Consider the following 24,765-nt stretch of genomic DNA (forward strand, 5'->3'; position numbering starts at 1 on the left):
ATTCACGAATGCTTAAGACGACGAAGGCGACGGAGCGCCGCCATCCGGCTTTTCGATACCTAGACTCATATCGACATAGAAAAAGGGCGGATCCGAAGATCCGCCCCTCTCGACGACGAACGCGTCGAAGTCCGGCTTAACGGAACAGGCTCAGGATCGACGACGAAGACTGGTTCGCGATCGACAGCGCCTGGACGCCCAGCTGCTGCTTGGTTTGCAGCGACTGCAGCTTGGCGCTTTCCTTGGCGAGGTCGGCGTCCACCAGGTTGCCCACGCCGGCGTCCAGACTGTCTTGCAGCTTGCCGACGAAGGTCAGGTGAGTGTCCAGACCCGTCGAGCTGGTGCCCAGCGAGGCCAGCTTGTTGGTCGCCGTCTGCAGCGCCGTGTCGATGGTGGTGATCATCGTCTTGGCGGCGGCGGCCGTCGTGAAGCTGGAGCTCGCCGTCAGGCCCAGGCCCGCCAGGGTCAGGGTCTTGGCGGTGACCGTGAAGGCCGAGCCGTCCGAGTTGGCCAGGAAGCTCAGCTTGGTGGTGGTGCCATCAGCGATGCTGACGCCGTTGAACTTGGCGTTCGAGGCGGCCTTCGTGATCTGGTCACGCAGCGAATCGAAATCCGACTTCAGGGCGTTGAACGAAGCGGTGTTCAGCGAGGTGTCGGAAGCGGCCAGGGCCTTTTCCTTCATCTTGCCGAGCAGGTCGGTGATGGTGTCGCCGGCGGCGAGCGCGACGTCGATCGTCGACTGGCCGCGTTGCAGCGAGTCCTTCACGGCGTTCATGCTGTTGGCGGTGGCCGACTGGTTCTTGGCGGTCGCCCAGATGGCGCCGTTGTCCTTGGCGCTACCGATCTTCTTGCCGGTGTTGATACGCTGTTGAACCTGGGTCAGTTCGGCGTTCGTCGAGTTCAGGTTTTGCAGGGCGATCAGAGCGCCCGAGTTCGTGTTGATGCTGTTCAGCGCCATAACGAAACAACTCCTATTCGAGGTGTTCCGACGTCATTTTGACGGTCGGTGGGCGTTTTGCCCACGCGCAATATCCCGCAACGAGCTTTCCACTTCGTTGAGGAAAAGACAAAACAGAATTAAGAATTGAAACTATTTTGTTAATAATGAAATGAACATCAATGAATAGACAGGCGGATTTTTAGAGTTCTCTTGTCTCAAAATGGCACACATGGCGCCGTTCTGATGATTCAGCGCAGCGTCATGGAGGCGCCCTCACCACTCCACATCACCACCAATAGAGTCATTCAGCGCTCCGCCACATAAAGTCGGGGCGAGCGACACCGGCCGGCGACGGCGCGGATGGTGACGATGAAGACCAGGAACCGCCAGGCCTGCGACAGGAAACCGGAACGACGACGCATCGAGAGATCCTCCTTTTCCTATTCAACGAAGAAAGGGCCGGCCGGCTCCCTGGGAGGGGGAAGGAGCCAGCCGACCCTATCGCCGGTCGGTCAATGGGGGCTGAGGGACCGGCGAGCGCCGGATCAGCCGTGCAGCTTGATCGCGGTTTCGGCGATCTTGCGGCCCTGGTAGCGGGCGCCACCCAGCTCATTCTCGCTGGGCTGACGCGAACCATCGCCGCCGGCGATAGTGGTCGCGCCGTAGGGGCTGCCGCCGGTGACTTCGTCCAGGGTCAGCTGGCCCGCATAGCCATAGTCGAGACCCACGATCGTCGTGCCGAAGTGCAGCAGGTTGGTGATGATCGAGAACAACGTCGTCTCCTGACCGCCGTGCTGGCTGGCCGTGGAGGTGAAGGCGCCGGCCACCTTGCCGTTCAACGCGCCGCGCGCCCACAGGCCGCCGGCCGCGTCGAAGAAGGCCGCCATCTGCGAGGCCATGCGGCCAAAGCGGGTCGGGGCGCCGACGATGATGGCGTCGTAGTCGGCCAGGTCCTCGACCTTGGCGACCGGGGCTTCCTGGTCGAGCTTGAAATGCGCGCCCTTGGCGATCTCGAGCGGCACGGTTTCCGGCACGCGCTTGATGTCGACGCTGGCGCCGGCTTCGCGCGCGCCCTCGGCGATGGCTTTGGCCATCGTTTCGAGGTGACCGTAGGACGAGTAGTAAAGAACCAGAACCTTGGCCATGCGGGCCTCCCGTGGGTTTGAAAAGGGGACGAGGCGGAACGCCCCGGCGTTGCGAACGGTTTTGCGCGGGAAAGGGCTTGCGAAACAGTCGAATAAAATCGTCTGTTATGTTCGATAAACTCGAACGATGAGGCGGTCTTGAACGAACCCGGCGCGCCAACCCTGGATCAGTTGAACGTTCTGCTCGCCGTGGTGGAAACCGGCGGGTTCGCCTCGGCCGCGCGGCGGCTGAACCGGGCCAATTCGGTGATCAGCTACGCGATCGCCAATCTGGAGGCCCAGCTGGGCCTCGTCTTGTTCGATCGTGATGCGGCCAAGCGTCCGGTGCTGACCGAGGCGGGCAAGGTGGTGGTGGCCCAAGCCCGGGTGATCGCCGGCGACGTCGCCAGCCTGCGCGCCAAGGCCAAGGGCCTGCTGCAAGGCCTGGAGGCCGAGGTCAATCTGGTGCTGGACGTCATGCTGCCGACCGAGCGGGTGGTCGACGCCCTGCGCGCCTTTCGCGAGACCTTCCCGACCGTGACCCTGCGCCTGCATGTCGAAGGCCTGGGCGCGGTGACCCAGATGGTGCTGGACCGCGCCGCGACCCTGGGCGTGGCGGGGCCGCTGGAGGTGGTGCATGGCGGCGACGAGCTGGACTATATCGCCGTCGGCTCGACCGTGCTGATCCCGGTGGCGGCGCCGGATCATCCCCTGGCGCAGGGCGCCAACCCGCCGGGCGCCGGGCGCGGCCACACCCAGCTGGTCCTGACCGACCGCTCACGTCTGACCGAGGGCCGCGACTTTGCCGTAGCCAGCGCTCACACCTGGCGGCTGGCGGACCTGGGGGCCAAGCACCTGCTGCTGAAGGAAGGCTTTGGCTGGGGCAACATGCCCGAGCCCATGGTCCGCGACGACCTCGCCGCTGGCCGCCTGAAGCGCCTGGACATGCCGGACCTGAAGGAGGCGATCTATCCGCTGCACGCGGTCTATCGCAACGATACGCCGCCGGGCCCGGCGACGGCGTTCCTGATCGCGCGGTTCAAGGGGCAGGCGGTTTAAGCCCTCTCCCCTTGCGGGAGAGGGTGGCCCGCGCAGCGGGTCGGGTGAGGGGTCGCGCGACAACGCTGAGAAACCCCTCATCCGTCGCCTCCGGCGCCACCTTCTCCCGCAAGGGGGAGAAGGACGTCAGCGCTTCCGCGCCACGACCACGACCGGTTGACCGGCGTACTCGACTGCGGCGTCGCCCGCCGCGTCGAAGTCTGTCGGCTTGGCGCCCCCGACCCCATTGGCGCCGATGAAGCGGATCTTGAACACCCGCTTGTCCGCCATGCCGTCGAACTTGCCCGACCGCGCGCCGATCACCACCCGCCCCGCGGCGTCGTCATAGCTGATCGGGATGCGGCTGTAGGCGCCGCGCTGATAGGCCATCGACAGGCCGTCGTCCTCGTAGAGCTCGAACTTGCCGTCCTTGCCCGTGTAGATGACCAAAGTGATCGGCGCGTCGGGCTTCTCGCCGATGTACTGCTGCACCTCGGTGGTCGGCACGATCGCGCCGGCTTTCACGAACAGCGGCATCCGGTTCAGCGGCGCGGCGGCCTGGATGGTCTGGCCGCCCGCATGGGCCTTGCCAGTCTCGAAGTCGTACCAGGTGGTCCCGGCCGGCAGATAGACCGCGCGCGAGCGGGCCTTGAACTGGGTGACCGGCGCCACCAGGAACGACGGACCATAGAGGTACTGGTCGTCGATATTGCGGGCCTTCAGGTCCTGCGGGAAGTCCATGACCAGGCCGCGCATGATGGTGCCGTCGCGATGATAGGTCTCGCCCGCCAGGGTCAGGGTGTAGGGCGTCAGCCGGTAGCGCAGCTTGTTGTACCAGACCAGCGAGTCGTAGACCTCGCTGCCTTCGTCGGCCAGGTTCCAGATCTCGCGGAACGGCTCCTCGCCATGGCTGCGGAACAGCGGGCTGAAGGCGCCGAACTGGTACCAGCGCAGGTTCAGCTCCTGCCACTCGGGCCAGTGCTGGGGCTCCTTCTTGATGTAACGATCCTCGACCGAGAAGCCGCCGATGTCGGTGGTCCAGTTGGGCACGCCGGTCATCGACAGGTTCACGCCGGCCGAGATCTGGTCGCGGAAGTCGTCCCAGCGCGCCACCACGTCGCCGCTCCACAGCGCCACGCCCTGGCGCTGGATGCCGCCGAAGCCCGACCGCGAGAAGATGTACGAACGCTTGTTGGGGGTTCGCTCATGCTCGCCGTCGAAGACGCTCTGGGTGTGGATCAGCGGGTAGGAATTGAAGAACTCCGCGCCCGGCCCCTTGGCCGTCGGCCCCATGCGCAGGGTGCGCTCGGGGATGTCGAGGTTGGAGTGCATGTCCGGCTCGTTGCTGTCCATCCACCAGGCGTCGATGCCGATGCCGCCCAGATTGTCCTTGATCTGGCGCCAGTAGATGTCGCGCGCTTCCTTCGTATAGGGGTCGTAGAACGAGTTCAGATAGCCCGGCCCCACCCAGTCCAGCGCGCCCTGCTCGACATTGCGGCGATACATGAAGCCCTTGGCGTCCAGCTCCTTGTAGTTGTCGGTGGTCGGATAGAACTTCGGCCAGATCGAGATCATGAAGTGGGCGTTCATGCCGTGAACGTCCGACAGCATCTTCTTTGGGTCGGGGAAGCGCGTCTCGTCGAACTTGTGGCTGCCCCAGCTGTCGTCTTTCCAGTAGCGCCAGTCGAGGACGATGTTGTCGAGCGGCACGCCGCGCTTGCGGTACTCCTTAACCACCCCGACCAGCTCGTCCTGGGTGTTGTAGCGCTGGCGGCTCTGCCAGAAGCCATAGGCCCAGCGCGGCAGGGCCTGGGCCTTGCCGGTCAGCTCGCGATAGCCGCTGACGACCTGATCCAGGTTCTCGCCCGCCACGAAATAGTAGTCGACCGCGTGGGCGACGTCCGAGGTCAGGGTCAGCGACTTCTGCTCGGCGGCGGGAAGCGGATTGTTGTGCAGCAGCGCGATATAGCCGTCGTTGGGCTCCCACTCGACCTTCACCTTGTGACGGCTGCCCGCCTTCATCGGGGCGGTGAAGTTGTGGAACCACGGGTTCCAGTTCTGCCGCCAGCGATCGATCTTCAGCTGGCCGTCGATCCACAGCTTGGCGTAGCTGGACGAGTAGAGCTTGAACTTCTGCAGGCCGCTGACCCCGCCCTCGACCGAGCCTTCCCAGACGACCTTGGCGCCGCGCAGCGGCTTCTTGTCGGGCCCGGTCAGCTCGGCCGGCCACTTGGGCAGGTCGTCCAGGTACTGGTAGTCGATGTCCTGCTCGACGCGCGTCAGCTTCAGCTCGCCGTTGATATAGTACTTGGCGGTGAAGCCGCCCGGCTTGCCGCTGGCGTCGAAGATCTGCAGGTCGCGCGAGGCCAGGGCGTAGGGCGTCGGGTCGCCGAAGCGGCTGATTCCGTTGTTGTCCCACAGCACGCCGTAGTTGCGGGTCGACAGCACGAACGGGATGGCGATGGCGCGATTGTACTGGGCCAGCTCGACGTCCTGGCCGTTGTAGTTCATCTGGCCGTTCTGGTGCTGGCCCAGGCCGTAAAAGCCTTCGTCCGTGTTTGGATTAAACCGCTGGCTGATGGCGTAGAAGCCCTTGCCGTCGATCGTTAGCGGCTTGAAGTTCGAGCGCGTCTGCTCGGTCAGAACCGTCTTGCCGGCCGCGTCCTTGAACGACACCGCGCCCGTGGCCAGAGCCACCTCCGCCGTGGCCTTGCCGGCTTTCAGCACGACCTTGCCGCCGACTTGCTCGACGGTGAAACCGCTGGTCTTGGGCGTCGCGATGACCTGCAGGCTGGGCGGGACGCTGATCGTGTCGGTCGGCGAAGCGGTGATGCGGATGGCCCGGTCGCTCATCACCTGCAGCCGGACCGTCTTGGCCGGGCCCGAAGCGGGGGTGATGACCACGCCGTCGGCGGTCTTTTCAAAGCCGCCGTCCAGGGCCAGCGCCGAGGTCGAGGCCAGAAGAGCCAGCCCGAAGGCTGAGAGGGCTAGAATACGCATGGCTGTTCCCGTCAGTAGGTGGCGAGCTTGACCCGCAGGATCTGCGAGCCGCCGGTGAAGTTGAGGCCGTAGTCGGTCTGGTCGCCGTTCCACAGGCGGTCGAAGACCCACTGGCCGTTCTCGAAGTGGCCTTCCTCGACCCGCGCCAGCAGCATCGGCTTGCCGTCGGACTTGGCGCGGCCGAACTCGACGCGGACATGGCGGCCGGTGACCAGGAATTCGTCGGGCGAGAGCTGGGCGACGAGGCCGCCGCCCTCAGGACCTTGCGGTCCCGGCGCACGATCCTTCAGCCAGGCCCAGTCCGAGGCCCCGAACTGCCACTTGCCGTAGCGAAGGCTGACCGTCCAGTCGCCCATGGTCGTCGTTTGCGCGGCGCGGTCATCAGGCTCGGCTCCGCCCCAGACCTTGCCCTCGAAGGACAGCCTGGCCCACGCGCGGGCCATCGGCGCCAGCAGGCGATAGTTGGCGGCGAAGGCCTCGATTGTCGCCTCGTCCACCTTGGCCGCGCCGAGCGGATAGTTGGCGTAGCCGGTATAGTCCATGCCGAACGGCGACCAGCCGATCCCCTGCCTGCCCAGGGTGGAGAACACATAGCGGGCATAGGCCGGATCATTGCCGGTCTCGGCGACGAACAGGGCGTTGTCGGGACGGCCATAGTGCCCCAGCACCGCCTCGTACTTCACCGACTCCTTCATGTAGATGTCGGGCGCAATCAGGTCGATCGAGGGGGCGGCGGCCTGCCAGACGCCGATGACGTTGTCTGTGGGGCCGCCGGCCGAATAGGACTTGGGATCGCCTGGCTTGATCGGATCGCGGAGGGCGGCGTTGACATACATCGGCAGCGGATAGACCGCCTTTCCTGCGGCGGCGACCTGGTCGACGAAGCGGCCGATGTGCCAGGCGTGGAAGACCTCGTCGGCGTCCTTGCCGAAGGCCTGGGACCACGTCCCCGGCTTGGCGCCGAGCGCCTTGACCAGAGCGGCGGGCGCGGGGCCGTCGAAAACCTTTTGAGCCGCCGGACCAAAGTCGCGCACCGTGCCGTAGGTGCCGGTCTCGTTCTCGACCTGGACCATGATGACGGTCTTCTGGGCGGAGTCCTTGGCCTTCAGATGGGTCATCAGGGCGACAAACGCCTTACGGTCGGCGTCGAGGGTCGACTTGGCCAGCGGCGACATCGAGTACGAGCGCTCGCCGGTCTCCTTCTTCAGGCGCGGGAAGCGCTTGTTGTCCAGCTTGACCCACTCGGGCGCATAGGACGGCGAAGAGTTCTTCCAGGTGCCGAACCACAGCAGGACGAGCCGCGCGTTACGCTCGCGGGCCTGGGTCAGCAGCAGGTCGAGGTAGGAAAAGTCGAACTGGCCCTCGACCGGCTCGATCTGCTCCCAGGCGATCGGAACCTGGACGGTGTTGGCCCCCATCTTCTCGATGACGGGCCAGACCTTTGGCATCTGCGAGGGCCAGGCGCTGGAATTGTTGACCTGGGCGCCCAGCATCAGGAACGGTGCACCGTCGACCAGGAGGGCGTGGCGGCCGTCCTTGCTGACCAGCTTGGGCAGCGGCCGCTCGGCGTCCGCTGCGACCGCGCCGCCGGCCAAGGCAAGGCTCAGCGCGATGGCTGTCGCGAAGCGTGAAATCCCCATCGCCTCCTCCACTCACGGCGCGCTCTACTTGGTAGCGCTACCAGTTCTTGATGGACGATCGCCGGGCTCTGCAGCGTCGGCAAGTCCGGGCTTCGCCACCAGTCAAAAAAATCCGCGCACCGTCGCAGGTGACGATGCGCGGGTCAGGACATCGCGCGGCCTCGGGGAGAGGCGCCGCGCGAGGCGCGCGAAGGCCGGTGAGCCCTTCCCCGCACCGACGAACCGGTAAGTGGCCCCGGCCCGACACGGCAAAACTATAATCATATAATTCAGACCAGCAAGCGGATTTGATAACGTTGTCAGGTCGCTTCAGAGCGGCGTCGCCTTGCAGAAGCGGTCGATGAACGCCGCGTGCGGCGGCAGCGCCTCGGCGGCCTGCCGCACCGCCTCGCGGCGCCGACGCATACCGTCCGACAGCTCGGCCAGCGGGATCTGGTCAGCGCGCGAATCGTGCGCCTCGGGCACGATGTCCTGGCCCAGATAGATAGCCAGCCAGCTGGGCTCGAGGAACGAGTCCTCGGTCTTCAGCAAGGCCTCGCCGGTGCGCCGGAACCGCTGCAGCTGTTCCTTCAGGGCGTCCGGCGGATCGATGCTGCGAACATGCCGCCAGAACGGCGTGTCGTCGCGCTGGGCGGTCACATAGTGCAGCACGATGAAGTCGCGGATGTGCTCGATCTCGGCGGCGCTGAGCGTGTTGAAGCGCTCGGAGCGCTTGGGGTCGAAGTCGCGGTCGGGGAAATACTCGATCAGGCGGCCGATCGCATTCTGGATCAGGTGGATGCTGGTGCTTTCCAGCGGCTCGATGAAGCCGGACGACAGCCCCACGGCCACGACGTTGCGGTTCCAGATCTTGCGGCGGCGTCCCGTGACGAAGCGCAAGGGTCGGGGCGTATCCAGGGCCTCGCCGTCCAGCTTGGACACCAGGGTCGCAGCCGCCTCGTCCTCGGAGATGAAGGCGTCGCAGAAGACATAGCCGTTCCCCGTGCGGTGCTGCAGCGGGATGCGCCAGCGCCAGCCGGCCGCGTCGGCGCTGGCGGTCGTATAGGGGGTCAGCTCGCCGACCCGCGCGCACGGGACCGCCAGGGCGCGGTTGACCGGAAGCCAGTGCGACCAGTCCTCATAGCCGGTCCCCAGCGCCTCCTCGATCAAGAGGCCCCGGAAGCCCGAGCAGTCGATGAAGAGGTCGCCCTCGATGCGCCGGCCGTCTTCCAGCACCACCGCCTCGACGAAGCCGTCGGCGCCGCGCAGGTCGACCTTGGCGATCTTGCCCTCGGTGCGCGTGACGCCCCGCGCCTCGGCGTAGCCGCGCAGGTAACGCGCGTAGAGGCCGGCGTCGAACTGAAAGGCGTAGGCGTAGTTGGAATAGACCGAGCGCGGATCCGGAACCGGCGGCCGGAAGCGGTTCAGCGCCGCCATCTGGGTGGTCAGCGAATAGGCCTCGTGGCTGGTCGGATCGCCCGCCGTCCGCAGCCGCCGCCAATGATGGTGCGGCGAGACCCCGTCGATCTTGGGCCCATAGTCGCCAAAGCCGTGGAACCACCGCGAGCCCGGAACCCGCCAGTCCTCGAAGGCGATGCCCAGCTTGAAGGTCGCCTGGGTGGCCTTGATGAAGTCGATCTCGTCGATGCCGAGCACGGCGTTGAAATTGCGGATCGGCGGGATCGTCGCCTCCCCCACCCCGACCGTGCCGATGGCCTCGGACTCGACCAGTTCGATCGCCGCGGGCTGATGCTCGAGGAAACGCGCCAGCGCGGCGGCCGTCATCCAGCCGGCGGTCCCGCCGCCGACGATCACCACCTTGCGTATGCGCCTGTCGTTCATGCCGACCGCCTCTTCGACAGCAAGATCGCCCTCGCCCTTCCACAAGCTCAGGGTGAGGACGATCTCGCGCCGGAACCCATCGGAAACCTCACCCTGAGCCTGTCGAAGGGCGAGGTTTCCGTTTTCGCCAAACCTAGAACGTGTAGCGGATCTGGGCGTTGAAGCGGCGGCCAGTGACGAACCAGGCCCGGCCCTTCATGCCGATGTTCTGCTGCATCAGCTGCTTGTAGGTGCTGTCGGTCAGGTTCTGGGCCTCGATCCCCAGGGTGATCCTGGGGGTGACCTTGTAGAACAGCGAGCCATCCAGCTGGCCGTAGTCGTCCGCCCAGGTCGGCAGGGCCCAACGTTGGTCATAGCCTTTGGTGGCCTTGTTGAAGCCGTTGCCGCCGTTGGTGCCGTTGACGTTCACCGCCTGCAGGTACTTGGAGCGCCAGTTGTAGGCCAGGCGCGCCGAGACCTTCCCCTTCTCGTACATCAGGGCGAGGTTGTAGCTGTTCTTGGACAGGTAGGTCAGCGGCAGGGTGGCGAACGTCGAGCCGTCCGTGTCGACGCCGAACGTGTTCTGCACGTAGGTCGTCAGCTGGCTGGTCGTGGCGTTCTGCGGGTTGCCGTACAGCGTCTGGTCGCTGTCGACATAGGTGTAGTTGGCCTGCACGCCAAAGCCGCTCAGCCAGCCCGGCAGGAAGTCGAAGAACTGGCTGTAGGCGATCTCGAAGCCCTTGGCCGTGCCCTTGGCGCCGTTGACCGGCGCCGTCGTGGCGAACGGGTAGACCGTCCCGTTCGTGGCCGCATAGGGCACGTTGTAGAGGGCGTTGGTCACGACGTCCTTGAGGTCCTTGTAGAAGACCGCGGCCGTCAGCGAGCCGGTGGGGGCGAAGTACCACTCCAGCGTGGCGTCATACTGGTTGGACTGGGTCGGCTTCAGGTACGGATTGCCCGAGCCATTGCCCGTGAGGTCGGCCACGGCGTTGGGGCCCGAGCCGGTGATGCCCACGCTGAGCGTCGTATAGGCCTGCAGCTGGCTGTAGTCCGGACGCGCGATCGCCTTGGCCGCCGCGAAGCGCGCCTGCAGCGTGTCGGTGAACTTCACCCGCAGGTTCAGGCTGGGCAGCACGTTGGTGTAGTCGTTGTGATACGTGCCCTCGGTCGTGGTGGCCGTGAAGATCGGGATCTTGCCGGCCGGGATGCTGGGATCGACGGCCGGGGTGGCGGCGCCGACGAACGAGCCGATCGCTTCTGAGCGCGTCTTGACCACGCGGACGCCGATATTGCCGTCGACCGGATACTTCGCCTGGTCCCAGCCAAAGCGCAGCATCGCGTAGCCGGTGTAGGTGTTTTCCGACTGCTCGTTGATCGCGCCCGGCCCATAGGTTGCCGGCGACCAGGTGTAGCCCTGGTCATAGATGCTGTTCTGGGCGCGGAACTTGTGCAGGGTCTGGTAGCTGGCGGGCCAGCCGGTCGCCAGCTCCAGGGCCGGGAACACCACCGCCGACGGCAGCGAGGCGCCGCCGTTGAAGAAGTTCGGGAAGTCGTAGGTGGTGGTCGGCGCCTTGTAGGTCCCCACCGAGGCCAGGCTGTTCATGTACCAGCCCAGCATCCAGGTCTGGCTGACGGCCTGCCAGTTGTAGGGCGTGTTCTTGTTCAGCGCCGAGCGGTCGGTGTAGCGGGCGCCAAAGCGCAGCGACTTCAGCACGTCGCTGTCGAAGGCGTACTCGACGTCGCCCCGCCAGGCCCACTCCTTGCCGACGCTTTCGTCGAAGTGGTCCATGGTGAACGCCCAATAGTAGTTGTTGGGGTTCGTCATGAAGGCCTTGTCGACCCCGATGGTCGGCAGCGAGCCGGTCAGGTCGATGGTCTGGGACGGGATCAAGAGACCCGTGGCGACCGTCGAGTCGAAGCCCTTGGTCGTGCCGCGCACGTACTGCACGTCGGTCTTGATGGTCAGCTTGTCGTCGGGCGTGAACTGCGCCGACCAGGCGAAGTCGGTGGTCACCGACTTGCGGTTGGCGGTGCGGACGTCGTCGTTGAACGGCATGCCGCCGTCCGCCGGATCAGACAGCACGCCCGAGGTCAGGACGCCCTTGTCGTCATACTTGCCGTTGGCGACGACGACGTTCCCGGGATTGCCGATCTGGGAGAAGATCGCGAACTCGCCCCAGTCCATCTTGTAGTCGCTGCGGAAGCCCGTGAGGCTGGTCTGGAACTTGTCGTTCGGCTTCCATTGCAGCGCGCCGTAGAGCCCGAGGCGCCGGCGGTCGAAGTCCAGCGTGCGCCACTGCAGGCCGTTGGGCAGCCAGACGGTCTTGCCGGTGGTGTTCCAGCTGTTGCTGGCGTCCTGGGTCGAGGGCAGGTGCGGGAAATAGGCTTCCTGCTGGATCGCGTCGGTGCGGGTGTGGCTTTCCGAATAGGCCACATCGAACAGGGCGCCGAACTGGCCAAGGCTGGTGTCCCAGCGGTTGGACAGCAGCAGCGAGCCCGACGGCTTGGCCTTGCCCTTGGAGAGCTCGCCATAGCCCAGCGAGGCCGAGGCCCCGACCTTCAGGCCCGGGAAGTTGAACGGCATCTGCGTGCGCAGGTTCACCAGGCCGCCGATGGCGCCTTCGATCTGCTCGGCCGAGGGGTTCTTGTAGATGTCGACGCCAGCCATCAGCTCAGGCGGCACGTCCTCGAACGACAACGCCCGGCCGCCGTTGGCGGTGAAGCTGTCGCGGCCGTTCAGCTCCGAGCGGACATAGGTCAGGCCGCGGATGTTCACGCCCGAGCCCTCGACCGAGAAGTGCTCCGGATCCCCGCGCGACATCGTGTGGTCGATGGTGACGCCGACGACGCGCTGCAGCGCCTCGGTGACCGAGCGATCGGGCAGCTTGCCGATGTCGTCGGCGCTGATGCCGTCGACGATTTCCGAGGCGTTCTGCTTGATCTTCTGGGCCGACTGGATGGCCGCGCGCTGGCCGGTGACGACCACCGCCTCGACCGATGTGTCGTCCTGCGCCGTCTGCTGCGCGAACACCGCGGTCGGCGCGGCGAGGCACAGCACCAGCGCGGACGCGCCCGTCAGCATGAGTTTGCGATGTGTCGAATCAAGGCGCTGCATGGCCGTTCCCTTCCCCCTGTCAGGAGCCGCCCCGGTCCGTTCTTGGGTGACCGGTGGCGCGCGGCCCTCCGCCGCTGCTCGATGTCGGCAAGCTATAATCGTATAATTGATACCTTCAAGCCGAATTTGATAGCGCTATCATTTCGAGGGCCGCCTAGCGTCGTTTTTGCCACGTCCGGGCCGTGACACCGGTCGCCTGTAAGAGATTCGGAGGCCTGCGGGCTCGCCCACAGAGGCGGCGCCTCCGATTGCTGGCTCCGATATTATATTATAAACGAGCGCCGACGGACTTCCCGCTTGGCGCTTTCGGTTGGGCCGTGAGACTGGAATCGGCCTGATGGACCAGAACATCGTGATCGTCGGGGACTGGGGCGGCTCGCGCCTGCGCCTGTGGCTGCGCCAGGGCAAGAGCGTGATCCATCGCCGCGATGGCCCCGGCGTGACGGCGCTGACCGACAGCCCGGAGAAGACCTTCCTGGATCTGGTGGGCGACTGGCGCGAGGCGCGGCCCGCCCACGCGATCCTGTGCGGCATGGTCGGATCACGGATGGGCTGGATCGAGGCGCCCTATGCGCCCTGTCCCGCTACCGCGGCCGAGGTCGCCGCGCGCACCGTCGCCCTCGAGGCCGAGGGCTTGCCGGTTCGGATCGTCCCGGGCCTGTCCTGCGTCAACCCGCTGGGCGGACCCGACGTCATGCGCGGCGAGGAGACGCAAGTCTTCGGCGCCCTGTCCCTGGACGCAGGCCTGCGGTCGGGCCGTCATCTGCTGGTGCTGCCCGGCACGCACAACAAGTGGGTGGTGGTCGAGGACGGCCGGATCGCCGCGTTCCTCACTGCGCCGATCGGCGAGACCTTCGCCCTGCTCAAGGCCCATTCCACCTTGGGCGCGGGCGGCGGCAGCCTGGCCGAAGGCTCGGCCTCGGGCTTCGCGCTGGGCCTGGCCCGCATCGCCGAACAGGGCGCGCAACGCCTGACCCACCTGATGTTCGAGACCCGCGCCCGCCAGCTTGTGGACGCGATGTCGCCCGCCGACGCCATGGGCTTTCTGTCAGGACTGCTGATCGGCGCCGACGTGGCCGCCGCGAGGGACTGGTTCGGCGCCATGCCCGCCGCCACCGTGATCGGCGACGGCGCCCTCGCGGCGCTCTATGTTCAGGCCCTGGCCGCCGCCGGCGTCACGGCGTCGGCCGTGGACGGCGACGCCGCCGTGCTGGCGGGCCTTTCGACGATCACCCGACACCAGGACGCCTCGACATGAGCGCCTCGCCCCTGCCCCCCATCGTCGCCATCCTGCGCGGGGTGAAGCCCGACGAGGTGGTCGATATCGCCGCCGCCCTGGTCGGCGCCGGCGTCAGCGCGATCGAGGTTCCGCTCAACTCGCCAGACCCGCTGGAGAGCATCCGCCGGCTATGCGAGGCCTTCGGCGACCAGGCCCTGTGCGGCGCCGGCACCGTCCTGACGACGGACGCGGTCGATGCGGTGGCGAAGGCGGGCGGCATGCTGATCGTGACCCCGAACACCGACCCCGCCGTCATCGCCCACGCCGCGGCGCTGGGCCTGACGGTCATGCCGGGCTTCGCCACGCCGACCGAGGCGTTCGCGGCCATCAAGGCCGGGGCCCGCGCCTTGAAGCTGTTCCCGGCCGGAACCTTCGGACCCGGACACCTCAAGGCCGTAAAGGACGTGCTGCCGCGCGACGTGGCCGTCTACGCCGTGGGCGGGGTCGGCGCGGGCAATCTGGACGCCTGGCGCGCGGTCGGCGTCGACGGGATCGGCGTGGGCGGGGAGCTCTATCGTCCTGGCGATCGCGCCGCCGACGTGGCCGAACGGGCCGCGCGCCTGGTGGCCGCGTGGCATGGGTAAGTCCTTTTCGCCGCGCGGGATGACGTCCGGCCCGAACACGCTTGCCGAACGCCACGGTCGCGGCTGTAGTCATGGCAACCGTCCCGTTGCGGACGGAGCAAACCAAGGTACACAGCGGCGAGCGCCCTTTCGCCTCGCCGTCGCAGGAAAGAAGAGCCGTAGATGCGCACTCAGCCCGGCCTGAGTTTGACCTATGGCCTGGTCGAGCAGCTCGGACAGGCCATCGTGACCGGCGAGTACGCCAATGGCGGCTTTCCCACCGAGGGAGAGCTGTCCAAGCAGTTCGGCGCCAGCCGCACGGTGACGCGCGAGGCGGTGAAGATGCTCACCGCCAAGGGCCTGCTCAGCGCCCGTCCCCGGCACGGCACCGTCGTCGAGCCGGAGGCCGAGTGGAACATGCTCGACCCCGACGTCCTGCGCTGGCTGCTGGAGCGCAAGTTCTCGCTGCGCCTGCTGGCCGACTTCACCGAGATGCGCATGGGCATCGAGCCCACCGCCGCCGCCCTGGCCGCCCGGCACGCCGACGAGGCGGGCCTGGAGGAGATCCGCAAGGGCCTGCGCCGGATGAAGGCCGCCGCCGAGGGCGAGGACGACCCGCTGTCGGCCGACATCGCGTTCCACATCGCGATCCTGAACGCGACCAAGAACCCGTTCTATCGCGAGCTGCACGAACTGGTGAACACCGCGCTGCGGATCTCGATCCGCTTCACCAACCGGATCAAGGGCCGCACCGCCTCGATCCCGTCGCACGAGGCGGTGGCCAACGCGATCATCGCCCGTGACGCGGATCGCGCCGCCGCGGTCATGCGCGAGATCATCGCCGACGTCCTGGAGCTGATCCGCGCGGCGTCTCCCGCCACCGAGAGCGAGCGCGCGCGCCGGGACGCCTGAACGGGCTTGCGCGCGGCCAGGTCGCGGGCCAGCATGACAACGCTGTCGCACCCATGCCCGTCTCGGAGCGTTTTCACGTGCAAGTTCCCTATGTCGCAAGCGCCGACCGCTACGCCGCCATGCCCTATCGCCGGACAGGGCGCAGCGGGCTGGACCTGCCGGCGATCTCGCTGGGCCTGTGGCAGAATTTCGGGGGCGCCGACGTCTTCGAGACCGGCCGCGCCATCCTGCGTCGGGCCTTCGATCTGGGCGTCACCCACTTCGACCTCGCCAACAACTACGGCCCGCCCTACGGCTCGGCGGAGGAGAATTTCGGCAAGGTCCTGGCCACCGACTTCAAGGCCCATCGCGACGAGTTGGTCATCTCCACCAAGGCCGGCTGGGACATGTGGCCCGGCCCGTACGGCGGGATCGGCGGCTCGCGGAAGTATCTGATCGCCAGCTGCGACCAGAGCCTCAAGCGCATGGGGCTGGACTATGTCGACATCTTCTACTCGCACCGGGTCGATCCCACGACGCCGCTGGAGGAGACCATGGGCGCCCTGGCCCACCTGCATCGCCAGGGCAAGGCGCTGTATGTGGGGATCTCCTCGTACTCGCCGGAGCTGACCCGCCAGGCCCACGCCATCCTGAAGGCCGAGGGCGTGCCGCTGCTGATCCACCAGCCGTCCTACTCCATGGTCAACCGCTGGATCGAGGATGAGCTGCTGGGCGCCCTGTCCGATCTCGGCGTCGGCTGCATCGCCTTCTCGCCGCTGGCCCAGGGGCTTCTGACCAACAAGTACCTGAACGGCGTGCCGGACGACTCTCGCGTGGCCAAGGCCGGCTCCTTCGACGGGCGGATGCTGACGCCGGAGAACCTGGCCAGGATCCAGGCCCTGGGCGCTATCGCCCAGCGCCGCGGCCAGACCCTGGCCCAGATGGCGATCGCCTGGACCCTGCGCGACCCGCGCGTCACCTCGGCGCTGATCGGCGCGCGGACGGTGGCGCAGCTCGAGGACTCGCTGGCCGCCCTGAAGACGCCGAGCTTCACCACCGAGGAACTGGCCCAGATCGACCTCCACGCCTCGGAAGGCGGCGTGGACCTGTGGAAGGTGTCGTCGGACCTGGCAGGAAGCGACCTGCCGCAACGGTAGCGGCCAAGGTTTAATGTTCCGGCGCTTGCCGAACCGGACTGTTCGCATAAGGTTCTTCCGATGGCTAAGGGCGAGCACATCCTTTCGGATCAGGCCGAGGGCCTCCATCGCCTCACCGAGCGTGAGCGCGAATGCCTTCGACTCGTCGACCGCCACATGAGCTCCAAGGAAATCGCGCGCGAGCTGGGGCTGTCCAAGCACACCGTCGACTGGCACCTGGACAAGGCGCGCCGCCGCCTGGGCGCGACCGATCGCTACGACGCCGCGCGGCGGATGTCCGACCGCGCGCATCAGGGCCCTGCCCCCCCTCCGATCGCGTCGGGGTCCGATCCGGCGCGGCTAGGCGAGGAGACTTCCGCACGCTCTGCTCGGGGCGTTGAGGAAGGAGACCCCCGTGAACGCGTCGACCCCGCACCCGGAACTGAACCCCTATCAGAAGGACGCCATTGGCAAGGCGGCCCATCTGCGACGGGAGGTGGCGAGCTTCCACCAGGATTGGCCACGGCTGAACTCGGCGGATCTGTTGCCGCCGATCACCTGGAGCGAACTGGAGCGGCAACTGGCCAGCCTGTCAGCGACGGCGGCTGGCGCGGCGATGGTTCACGACCTGGTGTCGGCCACCCGCAAGCAGGCCACGTTCAAGCCCAGCGAACTGGTGATGCGGGAGATCCTGTGCATCGCCAGCGCGGTGATGGACGAGACCTTTCCGCCGGACTTGTCCTGCTCGGATTCGGAAGCGGACGACCAAACCATCTGAGTCTACCCCTGCGACTGGCCTTCATCGCGACCGTGATGATCGTGACCGCCTTGGCGTTTGGTTCGATCCTGGCTGGGCTCCACGCGCTCGAAGGTTTGTTCCCCTAACCCTCGCCCAGGGAGCCGGGCTTGCCCCCCATGACCCCTTGCAACGCGCCGACGCCGATCGGCGCGAGGAGACCACGCATGCTCAAGGAACGTCGCCTGGCGGCTGAGACGGTCGCCGAAGCTCTGTTCGCCGCAGAAAAGGCCATCGACGCGGCCATCACCCAGACCGCCGCCCTGGCGGGCCTGATGCCCGCCAGCCGCCAGTCCGCCAACCTGTCGGCCATGGTCGGCCAGGAGGCGCTGATGGGCGCCGTCGAGACGATGCAGGCCCTGGCCCTGGCGCGCCAGAACATCGTCGCCACGCACAAGCAGCTGTCGATCGCACAGCGCGACATCGGCCTGGGCGCCATCGCGTTCGGCACCGGCGGCGAAAAGCCCAAGCCTCCGACCGAAGGTCGCCTGACCGTCGTCGACGCGGCTTGAACGCCATCGCTCCCCTCCAGCGCCGGCGGAGGGGAGTTGCATTTCCGCGGCCAAGCCTCAACCTGCCGGCGATGACCTTCGGCGCACTCTACCAATGGGCCAATCTGCTCGCCCTCCTGCTGGCCACCGGCGTCGCCCTGTGGCGGGGACGCTGGCCCGAGCGGACCGCCGCCGTGGCGATGATCCTCGCCTGGCTGGCCAGCGCGTGGCTGCATGACGCCGACCAGCGGCTGGGTCCGCAGGCGATCATCATGGTCATCGACATCGCCCTCTTTCTCGTGCTGCTCGTCATCGCGCTGAAGTCGGAGCGCTGGTGGCCGATGTGGGCCTGCGCGTTCCATGGCCTCTCGGTCGTCCTGGCGCTGGCGATGCTGGCCGATCCGCGCATCTGGAGCCGCGCCGGCTTCATCGCCAGCGGCCTGTTCAGCTATCTGACGATGCTGGCGCTGTTCCTCGGCGCGGTCGGCCGGAGACGGCCTGACCAGCCGCCAACGCGTGACGCCGCGTCACGGCTGACATAGCCGTCAGCGCCTGTTTTCCTCCCGCCAACCAAGAGGAGGAACTGATGGGCGAAGCCTATATCGTGGCGGCCGCGCGCACGGCCGGCGGACGCAAGGGCGGACGGGTCTCGGGCTGGCATCCGGCCGATCTGGCGGGCGAGGTGCTGAACGCCCTGGTCGACCGCAGCGGCGCCGATCCGGCCCTGATCGAGGACGTGATCATGGGCTGCGTGGGCCAGGTGGGCGAGCAGGCCATCAACATCGCCCGCAACGCCGTGCTGGCCTCCAAGCTGCCCGAGAGCGTGCCGGCCACCTCGGTCGACCGTCAGTGCGGCTCGTCGCAGCAGTCGATCCACTTCGCCGCCGCCACCGTGATGTCGGGCGCGATGGACATCGTCATCGCGGCCGGCGTCGAGAGCATGAGCCGCGTGCCGATGGGCCTGTCCTCGGCCCTGCCCTACAAGAACGGCTTCGGGACCTACAAGAGCCCGCGCATGGAAGAGCGCTATCCGGGCATCCAGTTCAGCCAGTTCGCCGGCGCCGAGATGCTGGCCAAGAAGTATGACCTGTCGCGCGAGCAGCTGGACGCCTTCGCTCTGGCCAGCCACCAGCGCGCCATGGCCGCGACCAAGGGCGGCAAGTTCGCCGCCGAGATCGTGCCGATCCAGGTGACCCTGCCCGACGGCTCGGTCGAGACCCACGACGCCGATGAAGGCATCCGCTGGGACGCCACGCTGGAGTCGATCGGCGGCGTGAAGCTGCTCAGCGAAGACGGCCGCCTGACCGCCGCCACCTCCAGCCAGATCTGCGACGGCGCGGCCGGCGTGATGATCGTCAACGAACGCGGCCTGAAGGCCCTGGGCGTCCAGCCCCTGGCCCGCATCCACCACATGACCGTCATCGGCCATGATCCGGTGATCATGCTGGAGGCCCCGATCCCCGCCACCCAGAAGGCGCTGGAACGAGCCGGCATGAAGATCGACGACATCGATCTCTACGAGGTCAACGAGGCCTTCGCCTCGGTGCCGACCGCGTGGCTGCAGGTGACAGGCGGCGATCCGGACAAGCTGAACGTCAACGGCGGCGCCATCGCGCTCGGCCACCCGCTGGGCGGCTCAGGCGCCAAGCTGATGACCACGCTGGTCCACGCTCTGAAGGACCGCGGCGCCCGCTATGGTCTGCAGACCATGTGCGAGGGCGGCGGCCTGGCGAACGTGACGATTGTCGAGCGGCTCTGATTTCCCCTTCTCCCCTTGCGGGAGAAGGTGTCATCCGCAGGATGACGGATGAGGGGTGGCTCCGGCGCCGCCGAGAAACCCCTCACCCGACCGCCTTCGGCGGCCACCCTCTCCCGCAAGGGGAGAGGGATTGGAGAAGCCCCCATGATCACCCTCTGGCACTGCCGCGACGCCCGCTCCTTCCGCCCGCTGTGGGCGCTGGAGGAGCTGGAGCTGCCCTATGCGCTGAAGCTCCTGCCCTTCCCGCCGCGCTTCCTGGCGCGGGAATATCTGGACGAGAACCCGCTGGGCACCATCCCGCTGCTGGTCGACGGCGAGACGCGGATGACCGAGTCCTCGGCGATGATCGAGTACCTGTCGATGCGCCATGGCGACGGCCATCTCTCGGTGCGACCGGAGGAGCCCGGCTACGGCGCCTATCTGAACGGTCTGCTGTTCGGTGAAGCCACCCTGACGTTCCCCCAGACCCTGGTGCTGCGCTACACGCGGCTGGAGCCTGAAGAACGCCGCCAGCCACAGGTCGCCAGCGACTACGCGCGCTGGTTCCTGGCGCGGCTGCGGGGGCTCGAGGCCATCCTGGAACGCTCCCCCTTCGTGGCCGCCGACCGCTTCACCGGCGCCGACATATCGGTGGCCTACGCGCTGCTGCTGGCCCAGTCGCTGAAGCTCGACGGAGACTTCCCGCCCGCCGTCGCGGCCTACTGGTCGCGGATGCGCGAACGGCCGGCGTTTCTGCGCGCCCAGGCCGCTCAGCAGGACGCTTTGCCCAGCCTGTAGCCGAGCTTTATCGTCTTACGGCAAATTAACTGAGCGCCACGGGCATTGTCGGCTAGAAGGCCCTCGGACTTCCAACTTGGGCTGGGGATATGGTCGTGTTGCACGGGATCAACGGGCGTCGCCCCCGTTTGAGCGCGCTGGTGTTGGTTCTGGGCGTGAGCGCGATCGCTCTGGCCGGATGCGGGGACAAGAAGGCCAAGGCCCCGAAGTCCGCACCGTCGGCTTCCGCCACCGTCAGCGTCATCGTCGTCGCCAGCCAGACGATCGCCCGCGAGATCAACGCCACGGGCACCATCTCGCCCTGGGAAGAGGTGCCGGTCGGCGCCGAGACCGGCGGCCTCACCGCCCTCTCGGTCAACGCCGAGGAAGGCCAGGTCGTCCAGGCGGGCCAGGTCCTGGTCAAGCTGAACGATGCGCTGATCAGCGCCCAACTGCGCCAGCAGGAGGCCGCCGTGGCCAGCGCCAAGGCGACGCTCGCCGAGGCCAACGCTGCGCTGAACCGGGCGCGTGAACTGCAGGCCAAGGGTTATCTGTCGCAAGCGGGTCTCGACACCGCCACCACCCGGCAGGCGACCGCCGCCGCCAACCTGGCCGCCGCCGAAGCGGGCCGGGGCGAGACCGCCGCGCGCGTGGCCCAGACCGCCATCCGCGCCCCGGTCAGCGGCCTGATCAGCCGCCGCAGCGTCACCAAGGGCCAGATCGTCAGCGCCGGTTCGGAACTGTTCCGCATCGTCCGCGACAGCCGGCTGGAGCTGGACGCCGAGATCCCTGAGACCGACCTTGCCGCCATCAAGGCCGGCATGCCCGCGCGCGTCTATTCCGACAAGGTCGGCGAGATGACCGGCCGGGTGCGTCTGGTCACCTCCGAGGTCAATCCCACCAGCCGCCTGGGCACGGCGCGCATCTCGCTGAGCGCCATGGGCGGCTTCCGCCCTGGCATGTTCGCCCGCGCCACGATCGACGCCGGCGACCAACCGGCCCTGGTCGTTCCCAGCGAGTCGGTGCTCTACCGCGAGAACCGGCCCGGCGTGTTCGTGGTCGACGCGGCCCGGAAGGCTCACTTCCGCCGCATCACCATCCTGGCCACGACCAGCGACCGCATCGCCGCCGCCGGCCTGACCGCCGGCGAGCACGTGGTGGTCGAGGGCGCAGGCTTCCTGGGCGAAGGCGATCTGGTCCGCGTCAGCGGCGAGAAGACCCTTCCGCCCGCCACGACCGCCCGCTGAGGACGCGCCCCATGCGCAACATCTCCTCCTGGTCGATCAAGAACCCGATCCCCGTCATCCTGCTGTTCCTGCTGCTGACCATCGCGGGTCTGGCGGGCTTCCGCAGCATGCGGATCAACAACAATCCCGACGTCGACTTCCCGTTCGTCGTCGTCACGGCCGTGCGACCCGGCGCGGCCCCCAGCGAGCTTGAGACCCAGGTCACCCGCCTGATCGAGGACTCGATCTCGGGCCTGGGCCAGGTGCGTCACGTCAACTCCACCATCGTGGACGGCGCCTCGACCACCTTCATCGAGTTCGAGCTGGGGGTGGACCACGAGCAGGTCACCAACGACGTCCGCAACGCCATGTCCAACCTGCGGGGCGCTCTGCCCCAGGACATGCAGGAGCCGATCGTCAACCGCATCGACGTCACGGGCGGCGGGCTGATCACCTACGTGGTCAGGGCCCCCACCATGACGCCCGAGCAGCGCAGCTGGTTCGTCGACAACGAGGTCAGCCGAACCCTGTTGGCCATCAAGGGCGTGCGGCAGGTCAACCGACAGGGGGGCGTCGATCGCGAGATCGAGGTCGCCTTGGATCCCGACCGTCTGGCCGCGCGCGGCGTCACCGCCGCCGCCGTCAGCCAGGCCCTGGTCTCATCCAACGCCGACCTGCCCGGCGGCCGGGTGACCGTCTCGGGCTCCGAGCGCGCCATCCGCACCCTGGGCGCGGCCGGCTCGATCGAGCAGCTGCGCGAGACCCGCGTGCCCCTGTCGTCCGGCGGCACCGTGCGGCTGGCGGACCTGGGCACGGTCACCGACCACTGGGCCGAGCCCCGCTCGCGCGCCCGCTTCGACGGCCAGGAGGTCGTGACCTTCAACATGGTCCGCGGCCGCGGCGCGTCCGAGGTGCAGACCGCCCAGAAGGTCCGCAAGGCGATCGAGAAGCTCGACGAGGCCCGCCCCGAGCTCGAGATCAAGGAGATCACCTCCAACGTGAAGTACATTGAGGAGAGCTATCTCGCCTCGATGGAAGCCCTGATCGTCGGCGCGATCCTGGCCGTGCTGGTGGTGCTGCTGTTCCTGCGCGACTGGCGCGCCACGCTGCTGGCGGCGGTGGCCATCCCGGCCTCGTTGTTCCCAACCTTCGCGATCCTGGCGCCGATGGGCCAGTCGCTGAACGGCATCACCCTGCTGGCCCTGTCGCTGACCGTCGGCATCCTCGTCGACGACGCCATCGTCGAGATCGAGAACATCGTCCGCCACATGCGGGGCGGAAAGAGTCCCTACGCGGCGGCGATGGAGGCGGCCGACGAGATCGGTCTGGCCGTGGTGGCGACCACCTTCACCATCGTGGCGGTGTTCGCGCCCGTCGGCTTCATGCCGGGGATCATCGGCAAGTTCTTCCAGGCCTTCGCCCTGGCGGCCTGTATCTCGGTGCTGTTCTCGCTGGTCGTGGCCCGCCTGCTGACGCCGCTGATGGGCGCCTACATGCTCAAGGCCGACGCCAAGCACGAGGACAAGGACCCGCCGTGGATGGGCCCCTACCTCAAGAGCCTGAACTGGGGCCTGAACAATCGCTGGAAGGTCCTGTGGATGGGCGTGCCGATGTTCGGCCTGTCGATCTACCTGGCCACCCTGCTGCCGTTCGAGTTCCAGCCGCAGGTCGACCGCGGCCGGGCCGAGTTCTCGATCGAGCTGCCGCCCGGCGCCACGCTGGATGAGACCGACGCCATCGTTCAGCGCGTCACCCGCGAGTTGCGCGCCCGCAAGGAGGTCGTCAGCGTCTACGCCGCCGTCGGCGAGAACAACGCGGTCAACAAGGCCAGCGTCACCGCCGACCTGACCGACAAGGGCGAGCGGATCAGCCAGAAGGTGTTCAGCCGTCAGATGGTCGACCAGTTCGCCGCCATCCCCGGCGCACGCATCGGGGCCGGCAGCAACAGCGGCGGCGGCCCGTCGGACGGCGGCAGCTACACCTTGAGCCTCGTCAGCGACAACGGCCCGGCCCTAGAAGCCGCCGCGCGCAAGGTCGAGGCCGAGATGCGCTCGGTCCCGGGCCTGGCGCACGTGGTCAACACCGCCGCCATCGCCCGTCCCGAGATCGTGGTGACGCCCAGGCCCGACCAGGCCGCCCGCGCCGGCGTCACGGCCGGCGCCATCTCCCAGGCCGTGCGCGTGGCCACCATCGGCGACGTCGACCAGAACCTGCCCAAGTACAATCTGGGCGACCGCCAGGTGCCGATCCGCCTGCGCCTGGATGACAGCGCCCGCGCCGACATCGCCGTGCTGCAGACCCTGCAGGTGCCTTCGCCCAACGGCCCCGTGCCGCTGAACGCGGTGGCCGACGTGCGCTTCGGCGCGGGTCCCTCGCAGATCAACCGCCAGGATCGCGCCCGCGTCGCCACCATCACCGCCGAACTCGACGGCATCGTGGTGGGCGAGGCCTCCAAGCGGGTCCATGATCTGCCGTCGGTCAAGAATCTGCCGACCGGCGTCAAGGAAGTGGCCGCCGGCGACGCCGAGTTCATCCAGGAGATGGTCACCGGCTTCCTGGGCGCGCTGATCACCGGCATCCTCCTGATGTACGTCGTGCTGGTGCTGCTGTTCCGTAGCTTCGCCCATCCGGTGACGATCATGGTGGCCCTGCCGCTGGCCATCGGCGGCGCGTTTGGCCTGCTGGTCCTGGCCCGCTCCAGCTTCTCGATCTCGACCCTGATCGGGATCCTGATGCTGATGGGCATCGCGGCCAAGAACTCGATCCTGCTGGTCGAGTACGCGATCATGGCCATGAAGGAACAGGGCATGGACAAGCGCACGGCGATCATCGACGCCGCCCACAAGCGCGCCCGTCCGATCCTGATGACCACCGTGGCCATGGGCGCGGGCATGCTGCCCACCGCCGTCGGCCTGGGCGCCGAGGTCGAGTTTCGCGCCCCGATGGCCATCGCCGTCATCGGCGGCCTGATCACCTCGACCCTGCTGTCGCTGCTCTACATCCCAGTGGTGTTCGTGCTGATGGACGGCCTGAAGGTCCGCGCCGAACGGCTGATGGCCCGCATGTTCGGCGGCCAGCACCACGTGGCGGCCAAGAAGCCGATCGTGGAGTAGTGTAAATCCGGCTTCCCCGGCGAATGCCGGGGCCCAGATCGAATCCACCAACGCCCTTCGCTGGCTCTCGGCGGAGGGCGTTTGCACATCCAACTCAC

18 protein-coding genes and 1 pseudogene are annotated in these 24,765 nt (G+C 67.5%); 13 read left to right on the forward strand and 6 right to left on the reverse strand.

Translation table 11 applies throughout. The features are described from left to right. Positions 1–136: 136 nt before the first annotated feature. Together J2X45_RS16875 and wrbA are read right to left on the reverse strand one after the other, a co-directional pair. Positions 137–958, reverse strand: a complete 822-nt coding sequence (locus J2X45_RS16875) for a flagellin (RefSeq protein ID WP_310217059.1) — start codon at positions 956–958, stop codon at positions 137–139. Between the two features lie 527 nt (positions 959–1,485). Next, positions 1,486–2,085 (reverse strand): NAD(P)H:quinone oxidoreductase, encoded by a 600-nt coding sequence (gene wrbA / locus J2X45_RS16880; RefSeq protein WP_310217062.1) that lies wholly within the window; start codon positions 2,083–2,085, stop codon positions 1,486–1,488. Between the two features lie 138 nt (positions 2,086–2,223). On the opposite strand from wrbA, the gene J2X45_RS16885 reads away from it, so the two are divergent. Beyond that, positions 2,224–3,123 carry a LysR family transcriptional regulator gene (locus J2X45_RS16885; RefSeq protein ID WP_310217065.1) on the forward strand — a complete coding sequence of 300 codons (900 nt, stop codon included), beginning with the start codon at positions 2,224–2,226 and terminating at the stop codon, positions 3,121–3,123. A 126-nt stretch (positions 3,124–3,249) separates the two neighbouring features. On the opposite strand, the gene J2X45_RS16890 is transcribed toward J2X45_RS16885, so the two are convergent. The 4 genes from J2X45_RS16890 to J2X45_RS16905 all read right to left on the reverse strand — a co-directional run bounded on the left by J2X45_RS16890 (position 3,250) and on the right by J2X45_RS16905 (position 12,657). Further along, a complete protein-coding gene (locus J2X45_RS16890) occupies positions 3,250–6,213 on the reverse strand; it encodes a TIM-barrel domain-containing protein (protein ID WP_310217067.1) in 2,964 nt (987 codons plus the stop codon). Continuing rightward, a complete protein-coding gene (locus J2X45_RS16895; protein ID WP_310217072.1) occupies positions 6,114–7,754 on the reverse strand; it encodes a DUF5597 domain-containing protein in 1,641 nt (546 codons plus the stop codon). Before J2X45_RS16895 ends, J2X45_RS16890 begins: the two co-directional genes overlap by 100 nt. Positions 7,755–8,051: 297 nt before the next feature. Then, a complete protein-coding gene (locus tag J2X45_RS16900; RefSeq protein ID WP_310217074.1) occupies positions 8,052–9,563 on the reverse strand; it encodes a tryptophan 7-halogenase in 1,512 nt (503 codons plus the stop codon). A 133-nt stretch (positions 9,564–9,696) separates the two neighbouring features. Further along, positions 9,697–12,657: a TonB-dependent receptor gene (locus tag J2X45_RS16905; RefSeq protein ID WP_310217076.1), complete on the reverse strand. Its 2,961-nt coding sequence runs from the start codon at positions 12,655–12,657 to the stop codon at positions 9,697–9,699. 337 nt (positions 12,658–12,994) lie between these two features. Between J2X45_RS16905 and J2X45_RS16910 the strand changes: the two genes are divergently transcribed. From J2X45_RS16910 to J2X45_RS16965, 12 genes and pseudogenes are all read left to right on the forward strand, one after another. Then, the gene (locus J2X45_RS16910) at positions 12,995–13,915 is read left to right on the forward strand and encodes a 2-dehydro-3-deoxygalactonokinase (protein WP_310217079.1); all 921 of its coding nucleotides are present in this window, start codon (positions 12,995–12,997) and stop codon (positions 13,913–13,915) included. Beyond that, positions 13,912–14,520: a 2-dehydro-3-deoxy-6-phosphogalactonate aldolase gene (locus J2X45_RS16915; RefSeq protein WP_310217081.1), complete on the forward strand. Its 609-nt coding sequence runs from the start codon at positions 13,912–13,914 to the stop codon at positions 14,518–14,520. The genes J2X45_RS16910 and J2X45_RS16915 overlap by 4 nt, the downstream gene beginning before the upstream one ends. Positions 14,521–14,682: 162 nt before the next feature. Then, a complete protein-coding gene (locus J2X45_RS16920) occupies positions 14,683–15,411 on the forward strand; it encodes a FadR/GntR family transcriptional regulator (RefSeq protein ID WP_310217084.1) in 729 nt (242 codons plus the stop codon). A gap of 77 nt (positions 15,412–15,488) precedes the next feature. After that, on the forward strand, positions 15,489–16,547 hold the full coding sequence (gene mgrA, locus J2X45_RS16925) for an L-glyceraldehyde 3-phosphate reductase (protein WP_310217086.1): 1,059 nt from the start codon (positions 15,489–15,491) through the stop codon (positions 16,545–16,547). A gap of 60 nt (positions 16,548–16,607) precedes the next feature. Then, a pseudogene (locus tag J2X45_RS16930) lies at positions 16,608–16,808 on the forward strand (helix-turn-helix transcriptional regulator); the annotation flags it as partial. 133 nt (positions 16,809–16,941) lie between these two features. After that, positions 16,942–17,304 (forward strand): hypothetical protein, encoded by a 363-nt coding sequence (locus tag J2X45_RS16935; RefSeq protein ID WP_310217089.1) that lies wholly within the window; start codon positions 16,942–16,944, stop codon positions 17,302–17,304. Positions 17,305–17,489: 185 nt separating this feature from the next. Beyond that, complete coding sequence (locus J2X45_RS16940) at positions 17,490–17,834, forward strand: hypothetical protein (protein WP_310217091.1); 345 nt, start codon at positions 17,490–17,492, stop codon at positions 17,832–17,834. A gap of 71 nt (positions 17,835–17,905) precedes the next feature. Continuing rightward, on the forward strand, positions 17,906–18,355 hold the full coding sequence (locus tag J2X45_RS16945; protein WP_310217093.1) for a hypothetical protein: 450 nt from the start codon (positions 17,906–17,908) through the stop codon (positions 18,353–18,355). A gap of 44 nt (positions 18,356–18,399) precedes the next feature. Next, positions 18,400–19,572: an acetyl-CoA C-acetyltransferase gene (locus J2X45_RS16950; protein ID WP_310217096.1), complete on the forward strand. Its 1,173-nt coding sequence runs from the start codon at positions 18,400–18,402 to the stop codon at positions 19,570–19,572. Between the two features lie 144 nt (positions 19,573–19,716). Further along, complete coding sequence (locus tag J2X45_RS16955) at positions 19,717–20,349, forward strand: glutathione S-transferase family protein (RefSeq protein ID WP_310217099.1); 633 nt, start codon at positions 19,717–19,719, stop codon at positions 20,347–20,349. An 89-nt stretch (positions 20,350–20,438) separates the two neighbouring features. Further along, positions 20,439–21,575 carry an efflux RND transporter periplasmic adaptor subunit gene (locus J2X45_RS16960; protein WP_310217102.1) on the forward strand — a complete coding sequence of 379 codons (1,137 nt, stop codon included), beginning with the start codon at positions 20,439–20,441 and terminating at the stop codon, positions 21,573–21,575. Between the two features lie 11 nt (positions 21,576–21,586). After that, positions 21,587–24,667 (forward strand): efflux RND transporter permease subunit, encoded by a 3,081-nt coding sequence (locus J2X45_RS16965; protein ID WP_310217105.1) that lies wholly within the window; start codon positions 21,587–21,589, stop codon positions 24,665–24,667. The last annotated feature ends 98 nt before the right edge of the window (positions 24,668–24,765 follow it).

This window comes from Caulobacter sp. BE264 (assembly GCF_031457805.1).
Taxonomy (GTDB): Bacteria; Pseudomonadota; Alphaproteobacteria; order Caulobacterales; family Caulobacteraceae; genus Caulobacter.

Bases quoted from the DNA above. Each gene is read 5' to 3' on its own strand.
- J2X45_RS16875 (WP_310217059.1), bottom strand. From the start codon at position 958: ATGGCGCTGAACAGCATCAACACGAACTCGGGCGCTCTGATCGCCCTG.
- wrbA (WP_310217062.1), bottom strand. From the start codon at position 2,085: ATGGCCAAGGTTCTGGTTCTTTACTACTCGTCCTACGGTCACCTCGAA.
- J2X45_RS16900 (WP_310217074.1), bottom strand. From the start codon at position 9,563: ATGAACGACAGGCGCATACGCAAGGTGGTGATCGTCGGCGGCGGGACC.
- J2X45_RS16905 (WP_310217076.1), bottom strand. From the start codon at position 12,657: ATGCAGCGCCTTGATTCGACACATCGCAAACTCATGCTGACGGGCGCG.
- J2X45_RS16910 (WP_310217079.1), top strand. From the start codon at position 12,995: ATGGACCAGAACATCGTGATCGTCGGGGACTGGGGCGGCTCGCGCCTG.
- J2X45_RS16915 (WP_310217081.1), top strand. From the start codon at position 13,912: ATGAGCGCCTCGCCCCTGCCCCCCATCGTCGCCATCCTGCGCGGGGTG.
- J2X45_RS16920 (WP_310217084.1), top strand. From the start codon at position 14,683: ATGCGCACTCAGCCCGGCCTGAGTTTGACCTATGGCCTGGTCGAGCAG.
- J2X45_RS16940 (WP_310217091.1), top strand. From the start codon at position 17,490: ATGCTCAAGGAACGTCGCCTGGCGGCTGAGACGGTCGCCGAAGCTCTG.
- J2X45_RS16945 (WP_310217093.1), top strand. From the start codon at position 17,906: ATGACCTTCGGCGCACTCTACCAATGGGCCAATCTGCTCGCCCTCCTG.
- J2X45_RS16950 (WP_310217096.1), top strand. From the start codon at position 18,400: ATGGGCGAAGCCTATATCGTGGCGGCCGCGCGCACGGCCGGCGGACGC.
- J2X45_RS16955 (WP_310217099.1), top strand. From the start codon at position 19,717: ATGATCACCCTCTGGCACTGCCGCGACGCCCGCTCCTTCCGCCCGCTG.
- J2X45_RS16960 (WP_310217102.1), top strand. From the start codon at position 20,439: ATGGTCGTGTTGCACGGGATCAACGGGCGTCGCCCCCGTTTGAGCGCG.
- J2X45_RS16965 (WP_310217105.1), top strand. From the start codon at position 21,587: ATGCGCAACATCTCCTCCTGGTCGATCAAGAACCCGATCCCCGTCATC.